This is a genomic window from Achromobacter colocynthidis (assembly GCF_057334535.1).
In genome coordinates this window covers 700,875-715,277 of record NZ_JBHFIZ010000037.1, presented here as the reverse complement: position 1 = coordinate 715,277, position 14,403 = coordinate 700,875, and the positions used below count along the sequence as shown (strand labels likewise).

The following is a 14,403-nucleotide window of genomic DNA, read 5'->3' as shown; positions in this document are numbered from 1 at the left end:
TGGAAATAATGAACGTCATCGCGCAAGGTATGGCAATCGACCAGACGCGACTTAACGCGATCGCGGTGAATCTGGCCAACGTGCGTACGCCCGCCTATAAGCGGGAAATGGTTGCAGGCATTGGTTTTGAGGCGCAGATGAATGCACTCGAACGCCCCGCGCCCGTGGCGGAAACGCGCGCCACGGCTTCATCAACCTATTCGGATATGCGGCCCGGGGCCGTGCAGTACACAGGGCGCCCCTTTGATGTTGCGCTAACTGGAAACAATGTATTCCTGGAACTGTCCCGCGACGGCAAGACGCTGTACGGGCGGCAAGGCGCTATGCACACAGACAGCCAGGGCCGGCTGGTAACGGCGCAGGGCGACTTGGTGATGGGAGTGGGGGGGGAAATCCGCGTGGTCTCGACGTCACCCCGAATCGACCATCTGGGCAACGTTTATGACCAGGGCCGTTTCGTCGACAAGTTAAGCATGGCCTCGTTCGATGAGCCGGAAAAAATGACGCGATTGGGCGGCGGCGTCTACGGTGCGGAGAACCAGCGCGCACAGCCGGCGCAGGATGGCGCCTTCTCCGTGCTGCAAGGGTACCTGGAAGGTTCGAACGTCGATCCCGCGCATGAAATGGTGGGAACTATTGACGTCATGCGTCATTTCGAAAGCCTGCAGAAGACTGCGCAAGTCGTAGATGAAATGACGGGGCGCGCCGTGCAAAAACTAGGTGAATTCTAAGGAGTCTGGCAATGATTGATTCACTATATATCGGTGCAACTGGCATGCATGCGCAACAGGCTGGCGTCGACGTGGTCGCGCAAAATTTGGCCAACATGAACACGACAGGCTACAAAAAGTCCTACGTCGTGTTCGAAGACATGATGACCCGCGCCGCAGCGGAAGGCTTGCCGGCCGGCATACTCGGAATGGATCCTGCGTCGAACATGGGATTGGGGGTGGCAATTTCGCGCAATGCGAAGTCCTTTTCGGCAGGAGAAGTTAAGCCGACCGGCCAGCCCTTGGATTTGGCGATTCGGGGCGATGGATTGTTGGAAGTGGCAATGCCGGATGGCAGCGTCGCTTATACCCGCGGCGGCACATTGAAAGTCGATCAGGACGGGTTGCTGACCACTCAGTCAGGTCTGCCGTTGAACGCGATGATCTCCGTCCCTGCTGACAGCGAAAAGCTGACGATTGCTCCGGATGGCCGGATCACCGCATGGCGTAACGGCGGTCGCGATGCCGATGAGCTTGGAAAGCTGGATCTCGTGCGCTTCAACGCGCCGGAAGACCTTCTGGTGCTGGGTGACGGCCTGTACCAAGCGACCGAGCGCTCCGGGGATCCCATCTTGGGAAGGCCGGGCGAAGACGGGATGGGCTTGTATGCGCAAGGCTATCTCGAGTCTTCCAACGTGCAATTGAACCAGGAAATCGTCAACTTGATGGTCGCACAACGCGCCTATGAGGCGAACGCCAAGATTGTCCAGGCCTCCGATGACATGCTCGGTCTTGTCAACAACCTCAGGCGCTAGGTCACCAACGTGCGAGTGCTGCTTCTTCCGCTTCTGATGCTCTGGTCTGCGATGGCCTGCGCAAGCACGCCCGAAAGCACGGCTGTGTTTCTGCGCGCCGCAGTGCAGGTTCAAAACACGGACCTTACGCTAGGCGATGTTGCCAAGCTTGATGGAAGCGCGGACCAGGTCGCTAGCCTGGCCAGGCTACCTATCGGGCGGGCTCCTGTCGACAACGCCGTGAGGGAAATCGGCAGGGAAGAGCTGCAACGCTGGATCGACACTGCGCTGGAGCCGGTGGGGCCGGTGACATGGCGAGGAAATTCAAGTGTACGTGTGACCCGCAAGGTCGTATCGCTTGATCGAAACAAGGTCACCGAGGCAGCCATCGCGGCAGCAGTGGCTGCGCTACGGACCCGCTATCGGAAATTTGATGTGGAGTCCGCAGGGAATCTGTTGCCTCAGCAAGTCGCGGCCGGCCAGTATCAAGCGCGGCCTCGCGCAGTGGAGCTAAGCGAAGTCGTGCCCAGCCGCTTGGTGGTGTGGGTTGAGCTTTGGCATGACAAGGGCCTGTACCGAGCACTTCCGATCGCCCTTAACGTTCGAGCATTCGCGCCTGTTCTGCAGTTGAACGCAGACGTTGCTGCAGGGGCATCGTTGTCTTCGGACGACGTATCCGTGCAGGAAGTCGACGTTGCCTCGTTGACGGGCGCCTATTGGCCCGCCGACACACCCTTGCACAAAGTCCGAGCCAAGCAATCCCTCGCGGCGGGCGCCGTGCTGTTACGTGCGCAGTTGCAGGCGCTTCCTGATGTTGAACGTGGCGATCATGTGGCGTTGCGCGTCCGATCGGGTTCGGTCGTCATCGAGACGACTGCGCAAGCCCTGCAGGACGGATGGGTCGATCGTTCGGTGCGGGTAAGGCCAAATAAGGCCGAAGACACGGTCCTTGCAAAGGTCGTTCGCACTGGCTTGGTGGAGATACAGGAATGATCAATCGACTTCGCACTTGGGGAGCTGGTGGCGTTGTTTTTGCCGTGCTCGCAATGATCGCAGCCGGAGTAAGCGCTGAAAGCCTCTATGACGCCACGCTGTATCGCTCGTTGGGCACGGATAGGAAGGCCGCGCGCATCGGTGACGTGTTGACCATCCAAGTCGTGGAGACATCGTCCGCCACAAGCTCCGCGGATACCACAACTGGCCGTAAGGCGAGCGTCGATGCGGGCTTCAGCCTGTCGCGGCATCCCACCACGTCAGCAAGCCTGGACGTCGATGGCGACTTCGACGGCGGCGGAAAGACGCAGCGCTCCGGACGATTGTTGGCGCAGATGTCCGTCAACGTCGTCGACATTGCAGCCAACGGGGACTTGTATGTGAACGGCGACCAATTGCTGACGGTGAACGACGAACAGCAAAAGATCCACGTTAAGGGCAGGGTGCGGCCGCAGGATATTTCGCCGGCCAACGTGGTGTTGTCGACGCGCCTGGCCGAGGCGGAAATTATCTATGTAGGCGAAGGCGAATTGGCTGGCCGGCAGCGTCCTGCCTGGTGGAACCGCTTTCTCAATTGGCTGGGGTTTTGATGCGTGCGTTGATCGTAGTACTGGCTTTCGCGTTCCTGGGATCGACGGGGCCGGCTTGGGCGGCAAGGCCTGCAGCGACGGATGTCGTTCGTATCAAGGACTTGGGCAAGTTGAAGGGTTGGCGCGAGAACTCGCTGATCGGATACGGAATCGTTGCCGGCCTCGCCGGTACTGGCGATTCTCCATCCAACAAAACGACTCGCCAGGCCATGGCCAACGTCTACTCGCAGTTTGATCTGACCGTGGCCCCGGAACAAGTGCAGAGCCGGAACGTGGCGGTAGTGATGGTCAGCGCAATGATGCCCCCGTTTGCACGTCCGGGTGACGCGGTTGACGTCGTCGTGACGTCGGCCGGGGACGCGCGCAGTCTGGTGGGAGGCAACCTGCTGGTAACGGCGTTGAAGGCCGCCAACGGAAGAGTCTATGCGCTGGCCCAAGGCCCCTTGTCGGTGGGCGGCTACCGCTACGACATGAATGGCAACGTGGTGCAGAAGAATCACCCAACCGCGGGCTCCATCCCAGGGGGCGCTTTAGTCGAAGTAGGCGTTGCCGCTCAGATGATCAGTAACGATGGCATTCTGACATTCCTGCTGGCCAATCCAGACTACACGACGGCCGGCCGCGTTGCCGCCGAAATCAATCGCGCGCTCGGCAGCCAGGTTGCGCGTGCGCGCGACGCCGCCGGCGTCGACATCATGGTGCCCGACTATCAGCGCGATGACCTTGTGTCCTTTGTCTCAAGGATCGAGGCACTGTCTGTAACGCCCGATCAACGCGCCAAGGTGATTCTTGACGAACGCACCGGCACGGTGGTTTCAGGCGGCAATGTCCGTTTGTCCAAGGTGGCTATCTCACACGGTGATTTACGAATCTCCATCGTGACCGATAACCAGGTTTCGCAGCCGATCTTCGTGCGGCAGGGCGGCGACGGTATTCGCACCGAAGTGGTCTCGAACTCCAGCATCGATGTACGCGAAGGAGAGGGCAGCGCTTTCGTCATGTCGGAAGGCAGCACCGTTGCCGAGTTGGTACAGGCGTTGACGAAGATTCGGACGAGCACGCGGGACATCATTTCCATCCTGCGAGCAATCAAGACGGCGGGCGCGCTGCACGCCGATCTCATCATTCAGTAATTCAGCCACTTTTCATGAGCGTCCATCAACATGATTGACCCCGTCACATTAAGCACGCTGAGCGCTGCGCTTGACGCAGCAAGTCTCAGGCAGCAAGTCGGCGCGACCAATATCGCCAACGTCAATACCGCTGGCTATAAGCCCATCCGTGTCGGGTTCGAAGCACTGATGCCCGGTGCTTTGAATACGTTGCAGCGAGGCGGCCGGCTTGATCCCCGCGATCTCGCCACGCCGCAGTTGTCCCAAGCGCCGTCGGGAACCGCCATGCCGTACGGGGCGAACGCTGTGTCCATCGATCAGGAAGTGGCGAGTCTGGCTCGTAACACCTTGCATTACCAAGCGCTGATCAAATCGCTGAATGGGCAGATTGCGCTGGTCGATGCGGCACTTTCTGATGGAAGGCGCTAGCCATGGATTATCAAAGCGCATTCGCCATCAGTGCGGCGGGGATGACGGCGGAAAAGCTGCGCGTCGATGTGGCGGCGTTAAACCTTGCGAACGCAAATTCGCCCTTGTCGCCCAATGGAGCGGGGTATCAACCGCTGCGCGTGCAAGCATCCGTTCGCGCCGTGCCGGGAGCACGCAGCTTCGACGCACTGATGGACCAAGGAATTGCCGCGGCACAGACACTGAGCGTGGCGCCGTATCGTGCGCCGGCACGACGCGTGTATGAACCGGGACACCCCCAGGCCAATAAAGACGGATTTGTTTCGTATCCCGGTGTCGACTCCCTTACTGAGATGATGACGTTGATGGTCGCCAGCCGTGCCTACGAGGCGGATGTGGCGGCATTCAACGCGGCCAAGACCATGGCCATGAAGGCGCTTGAGATCGGAGGCCGTTCATGAGCATTGCCGCCATCGAGGCTTTGCAAGCCGCGGCAGCACATCAGATGCCCGCAGGCGCGCCCGCGCCGCTGGCATCACAAGGATCGTCCTTTGAATCAATGGTCAATGCCGGCTTGGTTGGAGTTAACCGGGCTTTGCTCCGCACGGAAGTCGACGCACAACGCCTGGCGGTCGGGGACGTCCAGAACCTCCATGAGGTCATGATTCACATGGAAGAGGCCAAGGCCAGCTTCCAACTCTTCTTGCAAGTGCGAAACCGGCTGATGGACGCATACCAAGAAGTCATGCGCATGCAGATTTGACACAGGATTCATCGTAAATGTCTCTCACGGAGTTTTGGACGCGCCTTGATCGGCGCAATCGCGTCAGTTTGACGCTGGGTATTGGCGCCATTGTCGTGGCGGTTGCTGTAGTCGGGTTTTGGATAACGCGCGGAAATTATCAGGTGCTCTTCTCCGGCATGAAGCCGCAGGATGCGTCGGTGATGTTGAGCGAGCTAGACAAGCAGAAGATTCCCTACAGACTTGAGGCGGAAGGTACCGCCATTCTCGTTCCGCAAGAAGTGGTTCACAAGACTCGGATTGGTCTTTTGGGTCAGGACCTGCCGTTGCACGGCGGGGTCGGCTTTGAACTCTTTAACAACGCCGACTTCGGTATGACGGAGTTCGCACAGAGAATCAACTATCAACGGGCGCTTCAGGGCGAAATCACAAGAACGATCCTGTCGTTGTCTAACGTCGAATCAGCGCGAGTGCTTATCGCCTTACCCGAACAAGGCTTGTTTCATCGGGGCGGCGGGGCGCCTACCGCGTCGATTGCTGTTGCACTACGAGACGGACGCAGTCTGACGTCTGAGCAAGTTTGGGGCATACAGCGCCTGGTGTCGGCGTCAATCCCTGATATCGAATCGCACAATGTCACGATCGTCAATCAACACGGCGTGGCTCTGACCGCTTCGGGAGAGGAAGGCGATGGCGCTGGGGCCGCGGATACTCGGCTTGCGTTGAAGCGTTCGACCGAGGATTACCTGACGCGAAAGATCTCGGCCATGTTGGATCAGACGTTTGGCGCGGGGACGGTTGTTGCGAGCGTGGACGTGTTGCTGAATATGGACCGCATCCGTATCACGACTGAAGACGTGTTGCCCTACTCGCCTACAGGCAAGGGGCAGCCCACCGGTGTGGTGGTCCGCGAGCGGCGGTCGAACCGGGAAGGCGAGCTGGGCGCGGGTGTTAACAACAGTCGACGCGCGGGCGGGGGAACGGAAAGCGAGACCGATTACCAGGCGGGAAGAAAGGTCGAAGAAATTGTCTCCACGCCTGGGGTGATCATGAAAATGGGTGTGACTGCTGTGGTCCGTGGCCCCATTGACGGCGTTGCGCTGGATCGACTTCGTGTCCTTGTAGGAAATGCGGCTGGCGCGCAGGTCGAGCGCGGAGACACGGTCGTAGTCTATAGCACCGAGCAGATGGCGGCGCGCAATGGTGCAATCGCGCAGGATGCCGGGTTGACCGTGGCAAGCGCGCCGGCCCCTGCCGCGGTGCTGCGGACCGATTTTGAATGGACGCCACGCCTGGCAATTGCGTTCCTCCTGGCTGCGGGGGGAGTGTTGGTCGTGCTGCTGTTGCTCTTGGGCCGGCGCCGCGCGCAGGCGCCTCGCTTGTCCGTGGAGCAACGCGAGGTTCTGCTTCACCAGTTGAGGGAATGGTTAGATCCGGCCAAGCCGGCAACGGACGTGGAGAAGCCATGATGGACCGCCTGCGCATGAGCGCTTTGGCGCTGCACGCGGTGGCAGACCGCGACCGCGCGTGGCTGTTGTCGCGTTTGCCTGAGGCACAGCGCAAGCAACTGGCAGCGTTGGTCGATGAGCTGCGGGTAACGGGTATGCCAGCTGACCCCGAAATCGTGCAGCAACTGGTGCGCGAGCAAGAGGTATTGGCGCGCAGCCCGGTTGCGGGTGCGTTGGTCGAGCGATTGCTACGGGCCGACGCTGAAGATGTATGGACGCTTCTCAGAGGTGAGTCGGACGCCGTCCTTTGCAGGATCATTCGGCTTCATGACTGGCCCTGGAGACCAGCGCTACGAGAACTCTGCGGACCGGTTCGGGCGAAGCGAATCGACAACCTGGCGACGCAGCTTCCTGTCGCTGAAGCGTTGGAGCAGGCGTTGATTGGCGAACTCGACCGTAGGCTGAGTCTTCGCCAATCCACTTACCCCCGCGTACCGCAAACTCGTTGGCGCTTCGGGCGACGCGCCAGGAGATCGACTTGAAAACAGCGCCTATCCTGCGGCAAATGCCCGTGGCGCCGTCGTCACGCCGGTTGGGGCCGGCGGCTCAGCTGCCGCCGCGTCTGCCTGCCTCCTCGTCCAACGCCTCTTCGTCTGCGACAACTTCCGTTTCCGCCGCGCAGGTAAAGATCACACCCCCTGTGAGTGAGGCGGAGATCGAGCAACGCGCGCTGGCGATAGCGCAGCGGATGATGCGCGCTGAAATCGAACAGGTACGCAAAGGGGCGCGTGAGGAAGGCTTGGCGGCCGGTCGGGATGAAGGTCTCCGCGCTGCCGAAGTCCAGGTCTCGGAACACTTGCTATCCCTGCAGACGCGATTCGAGATCGTGACGGAAGCCCTCGCGGGCGCGTTGGATCGTGAACGCGTCGCCACGGAAGACGCGGCGCTTGAGCTGACAATGGCCGCGCTTGCGCGAATCCTGGGACAGTCGCCTGAAGCGGAATCCGTCGCGGCGATTGTGCGGCAGGCGGGATCGCAGTTAAGAGACCCCACGCGCGTAAGGGTCAGAATGGCCCCCGCCGACATCGAACTGCTGCAGGCGGCCAACGTGCTGCCGCTATCGCTTGTGCCGCAGGCCGCCGACGTTCAGTGGGTTCAGGATCCAGCAATCGAAGGTGGCTGCATCTTGCAAACCGAGACGGGCAACCTTGACGCTCGCCTGCTCAAACAGGTGACCGTTCTTGAAGATGCGTTGATGCGGGTCTATCGCGCTCGAGGCCATCAGGCATGACGGGCTTTGCCATGCACCCCTATCTAGACGCAATTCGTGCTGCGGCGATATATGCGCGCGATGGCGCGGTTCGCCAGGTGGCGGGCCTAGTCGTGACGTGTTCAGGGCCGGACGCCAGCCTGGGCGAACTGTGTCGGATCACACCGCATTCGGCCGGCCGCGACATCTTGGCCGAAGTGGTTGGAGTCAAACCTGATGGCGTGGTGTTAATGCCCTATGGACGTCTTGATGGCGTGTCGGCGGGTTGCCGTGTGACAGCAGCGGGGAGCCTGACGGGTGTGCCGGTGGGGCCGGCATTGTTGGGGCGAGTTGTCAACGCATTCTGCGAACCGCTGGATGACGGCCCTCCCGTGGACGCGATTGCGTACGCGCCCTTGAAAGCGGCAGCCGTCAATCCATTGCATCGAAAGCCCATTGACACGCCGCTGGAGACGGGCGTGCGCGTTATCGACGCCATGTTGCCTTTAGGCCAAGGCCAGCGTATTGGCATTTTCGCCGGCAGTGGCGTGGGAAAAAGTACGCTGCTGGGCATGTTGGCGCGCGGCGTGAAGGCGGATATCAACGTTATCGCCTTGATCGGCGAACGAGGGCGCGAAGTTCGGGACTTTATCGAGCGGCAACTTGGGCCGGACACGCTTGCGCGCTCGGTGGTGGTGGTAGCGACCTCGGATGAACCTGCCTTGATGCGGGCGCGGGCCACCTATGCCGCCCTGGCCATTTCCGAGTACTTCAGGGGCCAAGGAAAGAACGTCTTCCTGACCATGGACTCGGTCACTCGGTATGCGATGGCGCGGCGCGAGATCGGGTTGGCGGCAGGTGAGCCACCGACGGCGCGAGGATATACGCCGTCCGTCTTCTCGGATATTCCCGAACTCTGCGAGCGATGCGGCCGTATGGAAGGCGGGGGCTCCATCAGCGCCGTCTTTACCGTGTTGGTGGAGGGGGACGATTTCAACGAGCCAATTGCCGACAGCCTGCGCGCGACACTGGATGGCCATATTGTCCTTAGCCGCGACCTGGCGCATCGCGGACATTATCCAGCTATCGATGTGCTGCGTAGTGCAAGCAGATTGGTCAGCGAGCTGACCACCAAGGAAGAGCGGGCTTTATTGGTCCAAGCCTCGGCATGTCTGGCCTTGCTGGAGCGAAACCGTCAGATGGTCGACATCGGTGCGTATCAGGCCGGATCGAATCCCATCCTGGACGCCGCCTTGGCAGTAGCACCTCAACTGGAGGCCTGGCTGCGGCAGGATACCGATAGGCCAGATACGCGCGACGGGGCCTTTGCATCATTAGGTGAAGCGCTGAAGGCCGAACAGGAGGCGGGAACGTGACCGCGGCTCAACCTCGTTTCAAGTATTCGTTGGGTGCTTTGGAAACGTTGTACGCGCACAGGCTTGAACAGACGCGCTTGCTCTTGGTCTCTGCCCAGCGAAAGGTGGACGAACAGCAGCGCCTTATCGGCCATATGCAATTGGAGTTGGCGCGGGCGCATGACGATTGGATCGAGGTATCAGGCCAGTCGATGCGATTCGACCCCGCTCGATTCGCCGCCGTACGTGAGGCCCTGGCCGTGCGACAGGCTGCCCTCGCGGCAGCCGTTGAATCGCGGCAGGAACTGCAAGCGCAAGTAGAGCTTTGCCGAGAGCACGTGGCGCTAGCTCATCGGCGCGTTGAAACCGTAGCTCGTCATAAGGAGTATTCGCTACGCGAGTTTGCGCAGGAATCTGCTCGCGTTGAGCAGCGCTTGGCCGATGCTTCGTGGCCATTGAAAGGACATCGCCCATGACTGCGTTTGATGTACTGATGGCGGGCGCGACAGCACCCACTTCGACCGCGGGTGCGTCCAGCTCTCGGGGGCGTGCGGGCGACTGGCGCCAGGCCGTCGAACAGGCGCAAGCTAAATCTTGGCTGGGCAATCGCGGCGTCGACATGTATCAGCAACCAACCACGGACGATCAAGGCCGGGGGGCACCTCGTGATGGCGGTGCTGAGCACAGCCCCCCGCCGTCATATGAGTACAAGACGACGTCAGCTTCCGGCTCGCCGTTGTCCAAGGAACACGTTCAATCGGCACGACTTCCATTCACGCCTCGGCGCGCCGGGACACCAACGTTTCCCACATCCTACGTAGTGGCAATGCCGCCAGCCGGAACTGTGGGCGGAGTCGCGTTCGAGGAACCGCCCGTCGTTGGCGTCCAGGAGGAGCTGAATACGCCCACGGCGCCCCGCTACACAACGGGCGCGCGGCCACGAAAACAGGGTATGCACATGGAGGCTGGCAAGAACGGGCTCTCTATTTGGGTGCGAGATGCCACGTTGAACAGCCTGCAGGCGAAGCATCTGGCCGCGGCGATCGTCGCCAGCCTCGGGGGCGAAGACGATCGCGTTGCGGCGCTGTATCTCAATGGGGAAGTGGTGGCGACCCGCTCCATGACACCCGTTTCATTGCTCTCAACCAAACCGTCGGAGTAAGCATCATGGCAATCGATTCGACCGGGGCTGCGGCCTCGACCCAGCTTGGCATGCAGGACCTGCTCAAGGTGCTACTTGCGCAACTGACGAACCAAAACCCGCTCAAGCCGATGGAGAACCAGGACTTCATCGGTCAGATCGCACAGTTTTCGTCCCTGGAGCAGAGCCGGCAGACCTATTCCAAGCTTGACCAGCTAGTCGGGCTGCAGTCGACGTTGCAGTCGGTTGGCTTGATCGGAAAGACCGTCGATGTGGAATCGGCGACGGGCAGCATCACTGGAACGGTGACGGCGTTAAGCCTGTCTTCCGGCACGCCCACGTTGAGCGTCCGAACCTCCAGCGGCTCAGTCGTCAACGACTTGAGCTTGGGTGCGGTCACAGCGATTCGCTAAGGGGATACCATGCTAGACAGCATTTGGCTCAGCCTTTCAGGGATGAACGGATTCTCGAAAGGCTTGCGCACGATCAGCAACAACGTGTCGAACATGAATACGCCCGGATTTAAGAAATCCCAGGTCTTGTTCGAAGAGCAATTCAACGCCAGCGTACCGTTTAAACACGACCGCCAGGGGCCGGGCAACAACGGCGAGGGAGCGGGCGTGAACACGTATGCGACCCGCATTGACTTCAGCCCGGGCGAAGCTCGCCAGACCGGTAGCGGCTTGGACATGGCTTTGGATGGAGCCGGCTATTTCATGTTGCGCGGCGCCGACTCGGAGATCCGCTATACACGGGCTGGACAGTTCGACTTTGCTGCTGACAGCATCTTGCGCAACAAATCCGATGGCGCGGCCGTGTTGGGCACTAATCGGGATGGTACGGGTTCGCTGGGCGAGATTTCTTTGGCTGGATTGACGACCTCGGCCGCCACCCCGACCACGTCAATCCAGTTTTCGGGCTATTTGTCATCGACCGGGACAGATCACGAACTCACCGCGGTCAAGTTCTATGACAGGTCTGGCGCGGAACATCTGCTGAAGGTCACCTTTGTGAATCAGGGCGCGACTCAGCCGGGTGCGTGGAAAGTCTCGATCGAAGACGGCCCCACGCGTCTGGGTGAGGGCACGCTCGTATTTAAAGACGGACGGATAGACCCGGCGACGTCGAAGATCAATGTGAATTTTCCGCAGACGGGCCAGTCCGCTCAGCAACTGGTGTTTGACTTCAGCGAAGGGGTGACCTCCTTCGCTTCGGGGACCACATCGACATTGACTGCGTCGAAACAGGATGGCTATGCCGCGGGCACGGCAACGGGCGTTACGTTTGACGCGTCTGGGACGTTGTCCGTCAGCTACTCGAACGGCCAATCGGTGCAGGGTTCGCGTATCGCATTGGCACGGTTCTCGTCGGATGAAGTGCTGTCCCCGCTGGGAGCCAGTCAATTCGTGTTGACCGAGCCTGGTGCGCGCACGGTCGGCAATCCTCGCATCGATGGCTTTGGTCGTCTGCAAACTGGACGCGTCGAAGGGTCGAACGTAGACCTTTCCCAGGAATTCAGTGATTTGGTTGTTATGCAGCGCGGCTATCAGGCTGCATCACAAACGATCTCGACGGCAAACGACCTCATCCAGTCGCTGTTCGATTTGAAGGGCAGGCGCTAATGACGACTTGGACAATTGGCTGGTGGACCGACGCCGAACAGCAACGTGCCGCCGCAGCGGTAGCCGCCGCGTTGGGCGAATGGACGGTCTTGTGGGAAGGCCAGTCCCGGCTTCCCTCGGTGACGAGTATCCCCTGGACCGGCGTCAGCCAAGCAGCAGACTGGAAACCAATAACGGGCCGCGGCGATAGGGACGGAGTTTGGATGACCCACCCGGACGCAGCCGGGCGCGAGCTGGGAATTGCGCTGTGCGGAAGCGCTGGCGAGGACGCGCCGGGTTTGGGCCGGCATGGCGGTCCTTTGGCGTTCCAGGCCGGAAGCCAAGCTGCACATGCGCTGGCTGCCGCATTGTGTACACATTTCGATTGGAACGCCGCGGATGAGTCCCGCGAAGCGTTGCCGTCTGGTCTGGAGCGAGGAGGCCTGGCTTTTGCGCTCTGCGTCGGAAACGCCACGTTGCAATTGGCCTTCAGCGCAGGGGTATGCCGGGCGGTCGCCGGTCGAAAGGCGCAGCCCTCCGCGACGTCGCTAGTGGCGTTGCAAGAGGTGATCGGTCAGCGTCCGATCTCGCTTAGCGTGGCATTGCAGCCAGTTCGACTCGAAATCGGCAGTCTGTGTTCACTAGCCGTGGGCGACGTGATTGCGCTTGACCACAAGCTTGACGATCCCGTCACTTTGGGGGCCGCAGACGGATGCTTCGTCGCGCAGGCGCATTTGGCAAAAGTCGGTGTTCGCAAAGCGGTCCGATTGGAGCGCGCAATTCCTTGAGCTTGCGCGGATCTTTAAAGCATATATATGGAGTACACGTTGACGACACACCAAGGCGATATCGCGCATGTGATGGCCCAGCCCATTGATTACCCGGAAGGGGAGCAGGCCGCAGCCGACCAAGTCCCTTTGGCGATTCGAAATCTGAACCCAATCCATAACGTAAAAGCGACTTTGTCCGTGCGCGTGGGCGACGTCGAACTTACCGTGGGGGACCTCATCAATGCCAAGACCGCTCAGGTTTTTGCGTTGGACCGTCGCGTCGATCAGCCCGTGGACCTGCTGTTGGAAGGCAGCGTGGTGGCGCGTGGGGAATTAGTGGCAGTGGGCGATCATTTCGGCGTAAGAATCATCGAACTGCCTCTGGATCTGCGTTCACTCGCATGAACACCGAGACGCCACTCGATTTTGCCCGGAACATGACGCCGGTATCCGGACTTCAGTCCTGGTCATGGGCTTTGGCGATTTTGCTCGCGTTGCTGGCCTGCGTCGTGGTGCTATGGCTACGCAAACGCGGCGGGGCGCCCGTTTGGCTTAAGCCTGGTAATTCGCCGGTTCGTCGACTGGGTGGAGCAAGACTTAATCAGAAGGTCGCACTCGAGGTCGTGGAGTTTGGCCATTATCGGATCCTGTTGTCGGTCAGTGAAACTGGCGCCCGAGAAATCGCAAGAGAGCGCGTGACCGCCGATGATGAGGAGCGGATATCTTGAATCCATTCCCTCGCATGATGCAGATCCTGCTGGGCGCCTTGCTGTCGACTTTTGCCGGCTCCGCTTTGGCGGCGACAGGCGTAAGCGCACCGGGCCTGGCTGCTTCTCTGGCTCCAGTCGCCGGAGCTGCCCCGGAGACCGCAACAGCATTGCGCATTGCGATTGGTTTGACGGCGCTGAGCCTGTTGCCGGCAATGCTGGTATGCATGACGGCCTTCCTTCGCATCATTATTGTGCTGTCGATGCTGCGACATGCGTTCGGTATGCAGGAAACGCCACCTAACGCCGCGCTGCTCGGGCTTTCATTGTTCTTGACGCTTTTTGTCATGTCTCCAGTTATTCAGGACGTCAATCAACATGCGCTTCAACCTTTTATGCAAGGAGCGATGTCGATCGACGAGGCATACGACCGGGCAGCGCAGCCCATGCGTGTCTTCATGGTCAAGCAGACGCGCGAAGAAGATCTCGCGCTCATGCTTGAATTGTCCGGTGCATCGAAACCGGAGACGTTGGAGCAGGTAAGCAACGTCCAATTGATTCCCGCCTTCATGCTGTCGGAGCTTAGGGTGGCGTTTCAGATTGGGTTTGTGATCTTTCTGCCATTTCTTCTGATCGACCTCATTGTCTCCAGCGTGCTGATGGGCTTGGGGATGATGATGATGCCTCCCGTAACAGTATCCCTGCCGATCAAGATCCTCCTATTTGTGCTGATCGATGGCTGGGGGCTTGTGTTGCGGTCAACGATAGGGTCCTTCCATTGAG

20 protein-coding genes are annotated in these 14,403 nt (G+C 60.2%); all 20 read left to right on the top strand.

What is annotated here, in order from left to right; all coding sequences use genetic code 11:
* The first annotated feature begins 8 nt into the window (after positions 1 to 8).
* The 20 genes from ACE04A_RS22950 (at position 9) to fliP (ending at position 14,402) form a co-directional block, all read left to right on the top strand.
* On the top strand, positions 9 to 731 hold the full coding sequence (locus tag ACE04A_RS22950; protein ID WP_448716755.1) for a flagellar hook-basal body protein: 723 nt from the start codon (positions 9 to 11) through the stop codon (positions 729 to 731).
* A gap of 11 nt (positions 732 to 742) precedes the next feature.
* Positions 743 to 1,525, top strand: a complete 783-nt coding sequence (gene flgG / locus ACE04A_RS22945; protein WP_448716563.1) for a flagellar basal-body rod protein FlgG — start codon at positions 743 to 745, stop codon at positions 1,523 to 1,525.
* Positions 1,526 to 1,534: 9 nt separating this feature from the next.
* Positions 1,535 to 2,497, top strand: a complete 963-nt coding sequence (gene flgA, locus ACE04A_RS22940) for a flagellar basal body P-ring formation chaperone FlgA (RefSeq protein WP_448716562.1) — start codon at positions 1,535 to 1,537, stop codon at positions 2,495 to 2,497.
* Complete coding sequence (locus tag ACE04A_RS22935) at positions 2,494 to 3,087, top strand: flagellar basal body L-ring protein FlgH (RefSeq protein WP_448716560.1); 594 nt, start codon at positions 2,494 to 2,496, stop codon at positions 3,085 to 3,087. Before flgA ends, ACE04A_RS22935 begins: the two co-directional genes overlap by 4 nt.
* Positions 3,087 to 4,220, top strand: a complete 1,134-nt coding sequence (locus ACE04A_RS22930) for a flagellar basal body P-ring protein FlgI (RefSeq protein ID WP_485820550.1) — start codon at positions 3,087 to 3,089, stop codon at positions 4,218 to 4,220. Before ACE04A_RS22935 ends, ACE04A_RS22930 begins: the two co-directional genes overlap by 1 nt.
* 30 nt (positions 4,221 to 4,250) lie before the next feature.
* Positions 4,251 to 4,628 carry a flagellar basal body rod protein FlgB gene (gene flgB / locus ACE04A_RS22925; protein ID WP_448716558.1) on the top strand — a complete coding sequence of 126 codons (378 nt, stop codon included), beginning with the start codon at positions 4,251 to 4,253 and terminating at the stop codon, positions 4,626 to 4,628.
* 2 nt (positions 4,629 to 4,630) lie between these two features.
* Positions 4,631 to 5,068 (top strand): flagellar basal body rod protein FlgC, encoded by a 438-nt coding sequence (gene flgC, locus ACE04A_RS22920; RefSeq protein WP_448716557.1) that lies wholly within the window; start codon positions 4,631 to 4,633, stop codon positions 5,066 to 5,068.
* The gene (gene fliE / locus ACE04A_RS22915) at positions 5,065 to 5,370 is read left to right on the top strand and encodes a flagellar hook-basal body complex protein FliE (protein ID WP_448716556.1); all 306 of its coding nucleotides are present in this window, start codon (positions 5,065 to 5,067) and stop codon (positions 5,368 to 5,370) included. The genes flgC and fliE overlap by 4 nt, the downstream gene beginning before the upstream one ends.
* Before the next feature lie 17 nt (positions 5,371 to 5,387).
* A complete protein-coding gene (gene fliF, locus ACE04A_RS22910) occupies positions 5,388 to 6,818 on the top strand; it encodes a flagellar basal-body MS-ring/collar protein FliF (RefSeq protein ID WP_448716554.1) in 1,431 nt (476 codons plus the stop codon).
* A complete protein-coding gene (locus ACE04A_RS22905) occupies positions 6,815 to 7,339 on the top strand; it encodes a hypothetical protein (RefSeq protein ID WP_448716553.1) in 525 nt (174 codons plus the stop codon). Before fliF ends, ACE04A_RS22905 begins: the two co-directional genes overlap by 4 nt.
* A complete protein-coding gene (locus ACE04A_RS22900) occupies positions 7,336 to 8,088 on the top strand; it encodes a FliH/SctL family protein (protein WP_448716551.1) in 753 nt (250 codons plus the stop codon). Before ACE04A_RS22905 ends, ACE04A_RS22900 begins: the two co-directional genes overlap by 4 nt.
* Positions 8,085 to 9,422 (top strand): FliI/YscN family ATPase, encoded by a 1,338-nt coding sequence (locus tag ACE04A_RS22895; protein WP_448716549.1) that lies wholly within the window; start codon positions 8,085 to 8,087, stop codon positions 9,420 to 9,422. Before ACE04A_RS22900 ends, ACE04A_RS22895 begins: the two co-directional genes overlap by 4 nt.
* Complete coding sequence (locus ACE04A_RS22890) at positions 9,419 to 9,877, top strand: hypothetical protein (RefSeq protein WP_448716548.1); 459 nt, start codon at positions 9,419 to 9,421, stop codon at positions 9,875 to 9,877. Before ACE04A_RS22895 ends, ACE04A_RS22890 begins: the two co-directional genes overlap by 4 nt.
* Positions 9,874 to 10,563: a hypothetical protein gene (locus tag ACE04A_RS22885; RefSeq protein WP_485820549.1), complete on the top strand. Its 690-nt coding sequence runs from the start codon at positions 9,874 to 9,876 to the stop codon at positions 10,561 to 10,563. The genes ACE04A_RS22890 and ACE04A_RS22885 overlap by 4 nt, the downstream gene beginning before the upstream one ends.
* 5 nt (positions 10,564 to 10,568) lie before the next feature.
* Positions 10,569 to 10,955 carry a flagellar hook assembly protein FlgD gene (locus ACE04A_RS22880; protein WP_448716546.1) on the top strand — a complete coding sequence of 129 codons (387 nt, stop codon included), beginning with the start codon at positions 10,569 to 10,571 and terminating at the stop codon, positions 10,953 to 10,955.
* A gap of 9 nt (positions 10,956 to 10,964) precedes the next feature.
* A complete protein-coding gene (locus tag ACE04A_RS22875) occupies positions 10,965 to 12,164 on the top strand; it encodes a flagellar hook protein FlgE (RefSeq protein WP_448716545.1) in 1,200 nt (399 codons plus the stop codon).
* A gap of 203 nt (positions 12,165 to 12,367) precedes the next feature.
* Positions 12,368 to 12,931, top strand: a complete 564-nt coding sequence (locus ACE04A_RS22870; RefSeq protein WP_448716544.1) for a FliM/FliN family flagellar motor switch protein — start codon at positions 12,368 to 12,370, stop codon at positions 12,929 to 12,931.
* Between the two features lie 39 nt (positions 12,932 to 12,970).
* Positions 12,971 to 13,318 carry a FliM/FliN family flagellar motor switch protein gene (locus tag ACE04A_RS22865; RefSeq protein ID WP_448716543.1) on the top strand — a complete coding sequence of 116 codons (348 nt, stop codon included), beginning with the start codon at positions 12,971 to 12,973 and terminating at the stop codon, positions 13,316 to 13,318.
* The gene (locus ACE04A_RS22860; protein WP_448716541.1) at positions 13,315 to 13,641 is read left to right on the top strand and encodes a hypothetical protein; all 327 of its coding nucleotides are present in this window, start codon (positions 13,315 to 13,317) and stop codon (positions 13,639 to 13,641) included. The genes ACE04A_RS22865 and ACE04A_RS22860 overlap by 4 nt, the downstream gene beginning before the upstream one ends.
* Positions 13,638 to 14,402 (top strand): flagellar type III secretion system pore protein FliP, encoded by a 765-nt coding sequence (fliP, locus tag ACE04A_RS22855; protein ID WP_448716540.1) that lies wholly within the window; start codon positions 13,638 to 13,640, stop codon positions 14,400 to 14,402. The genes ACE04A_RS22860 and fliP overlap by 4 nt, the downstream gene beginning before the upstream one ends.
* The last annotated feature ends 1 nt before the right edge of the window (position 14,403 follow it).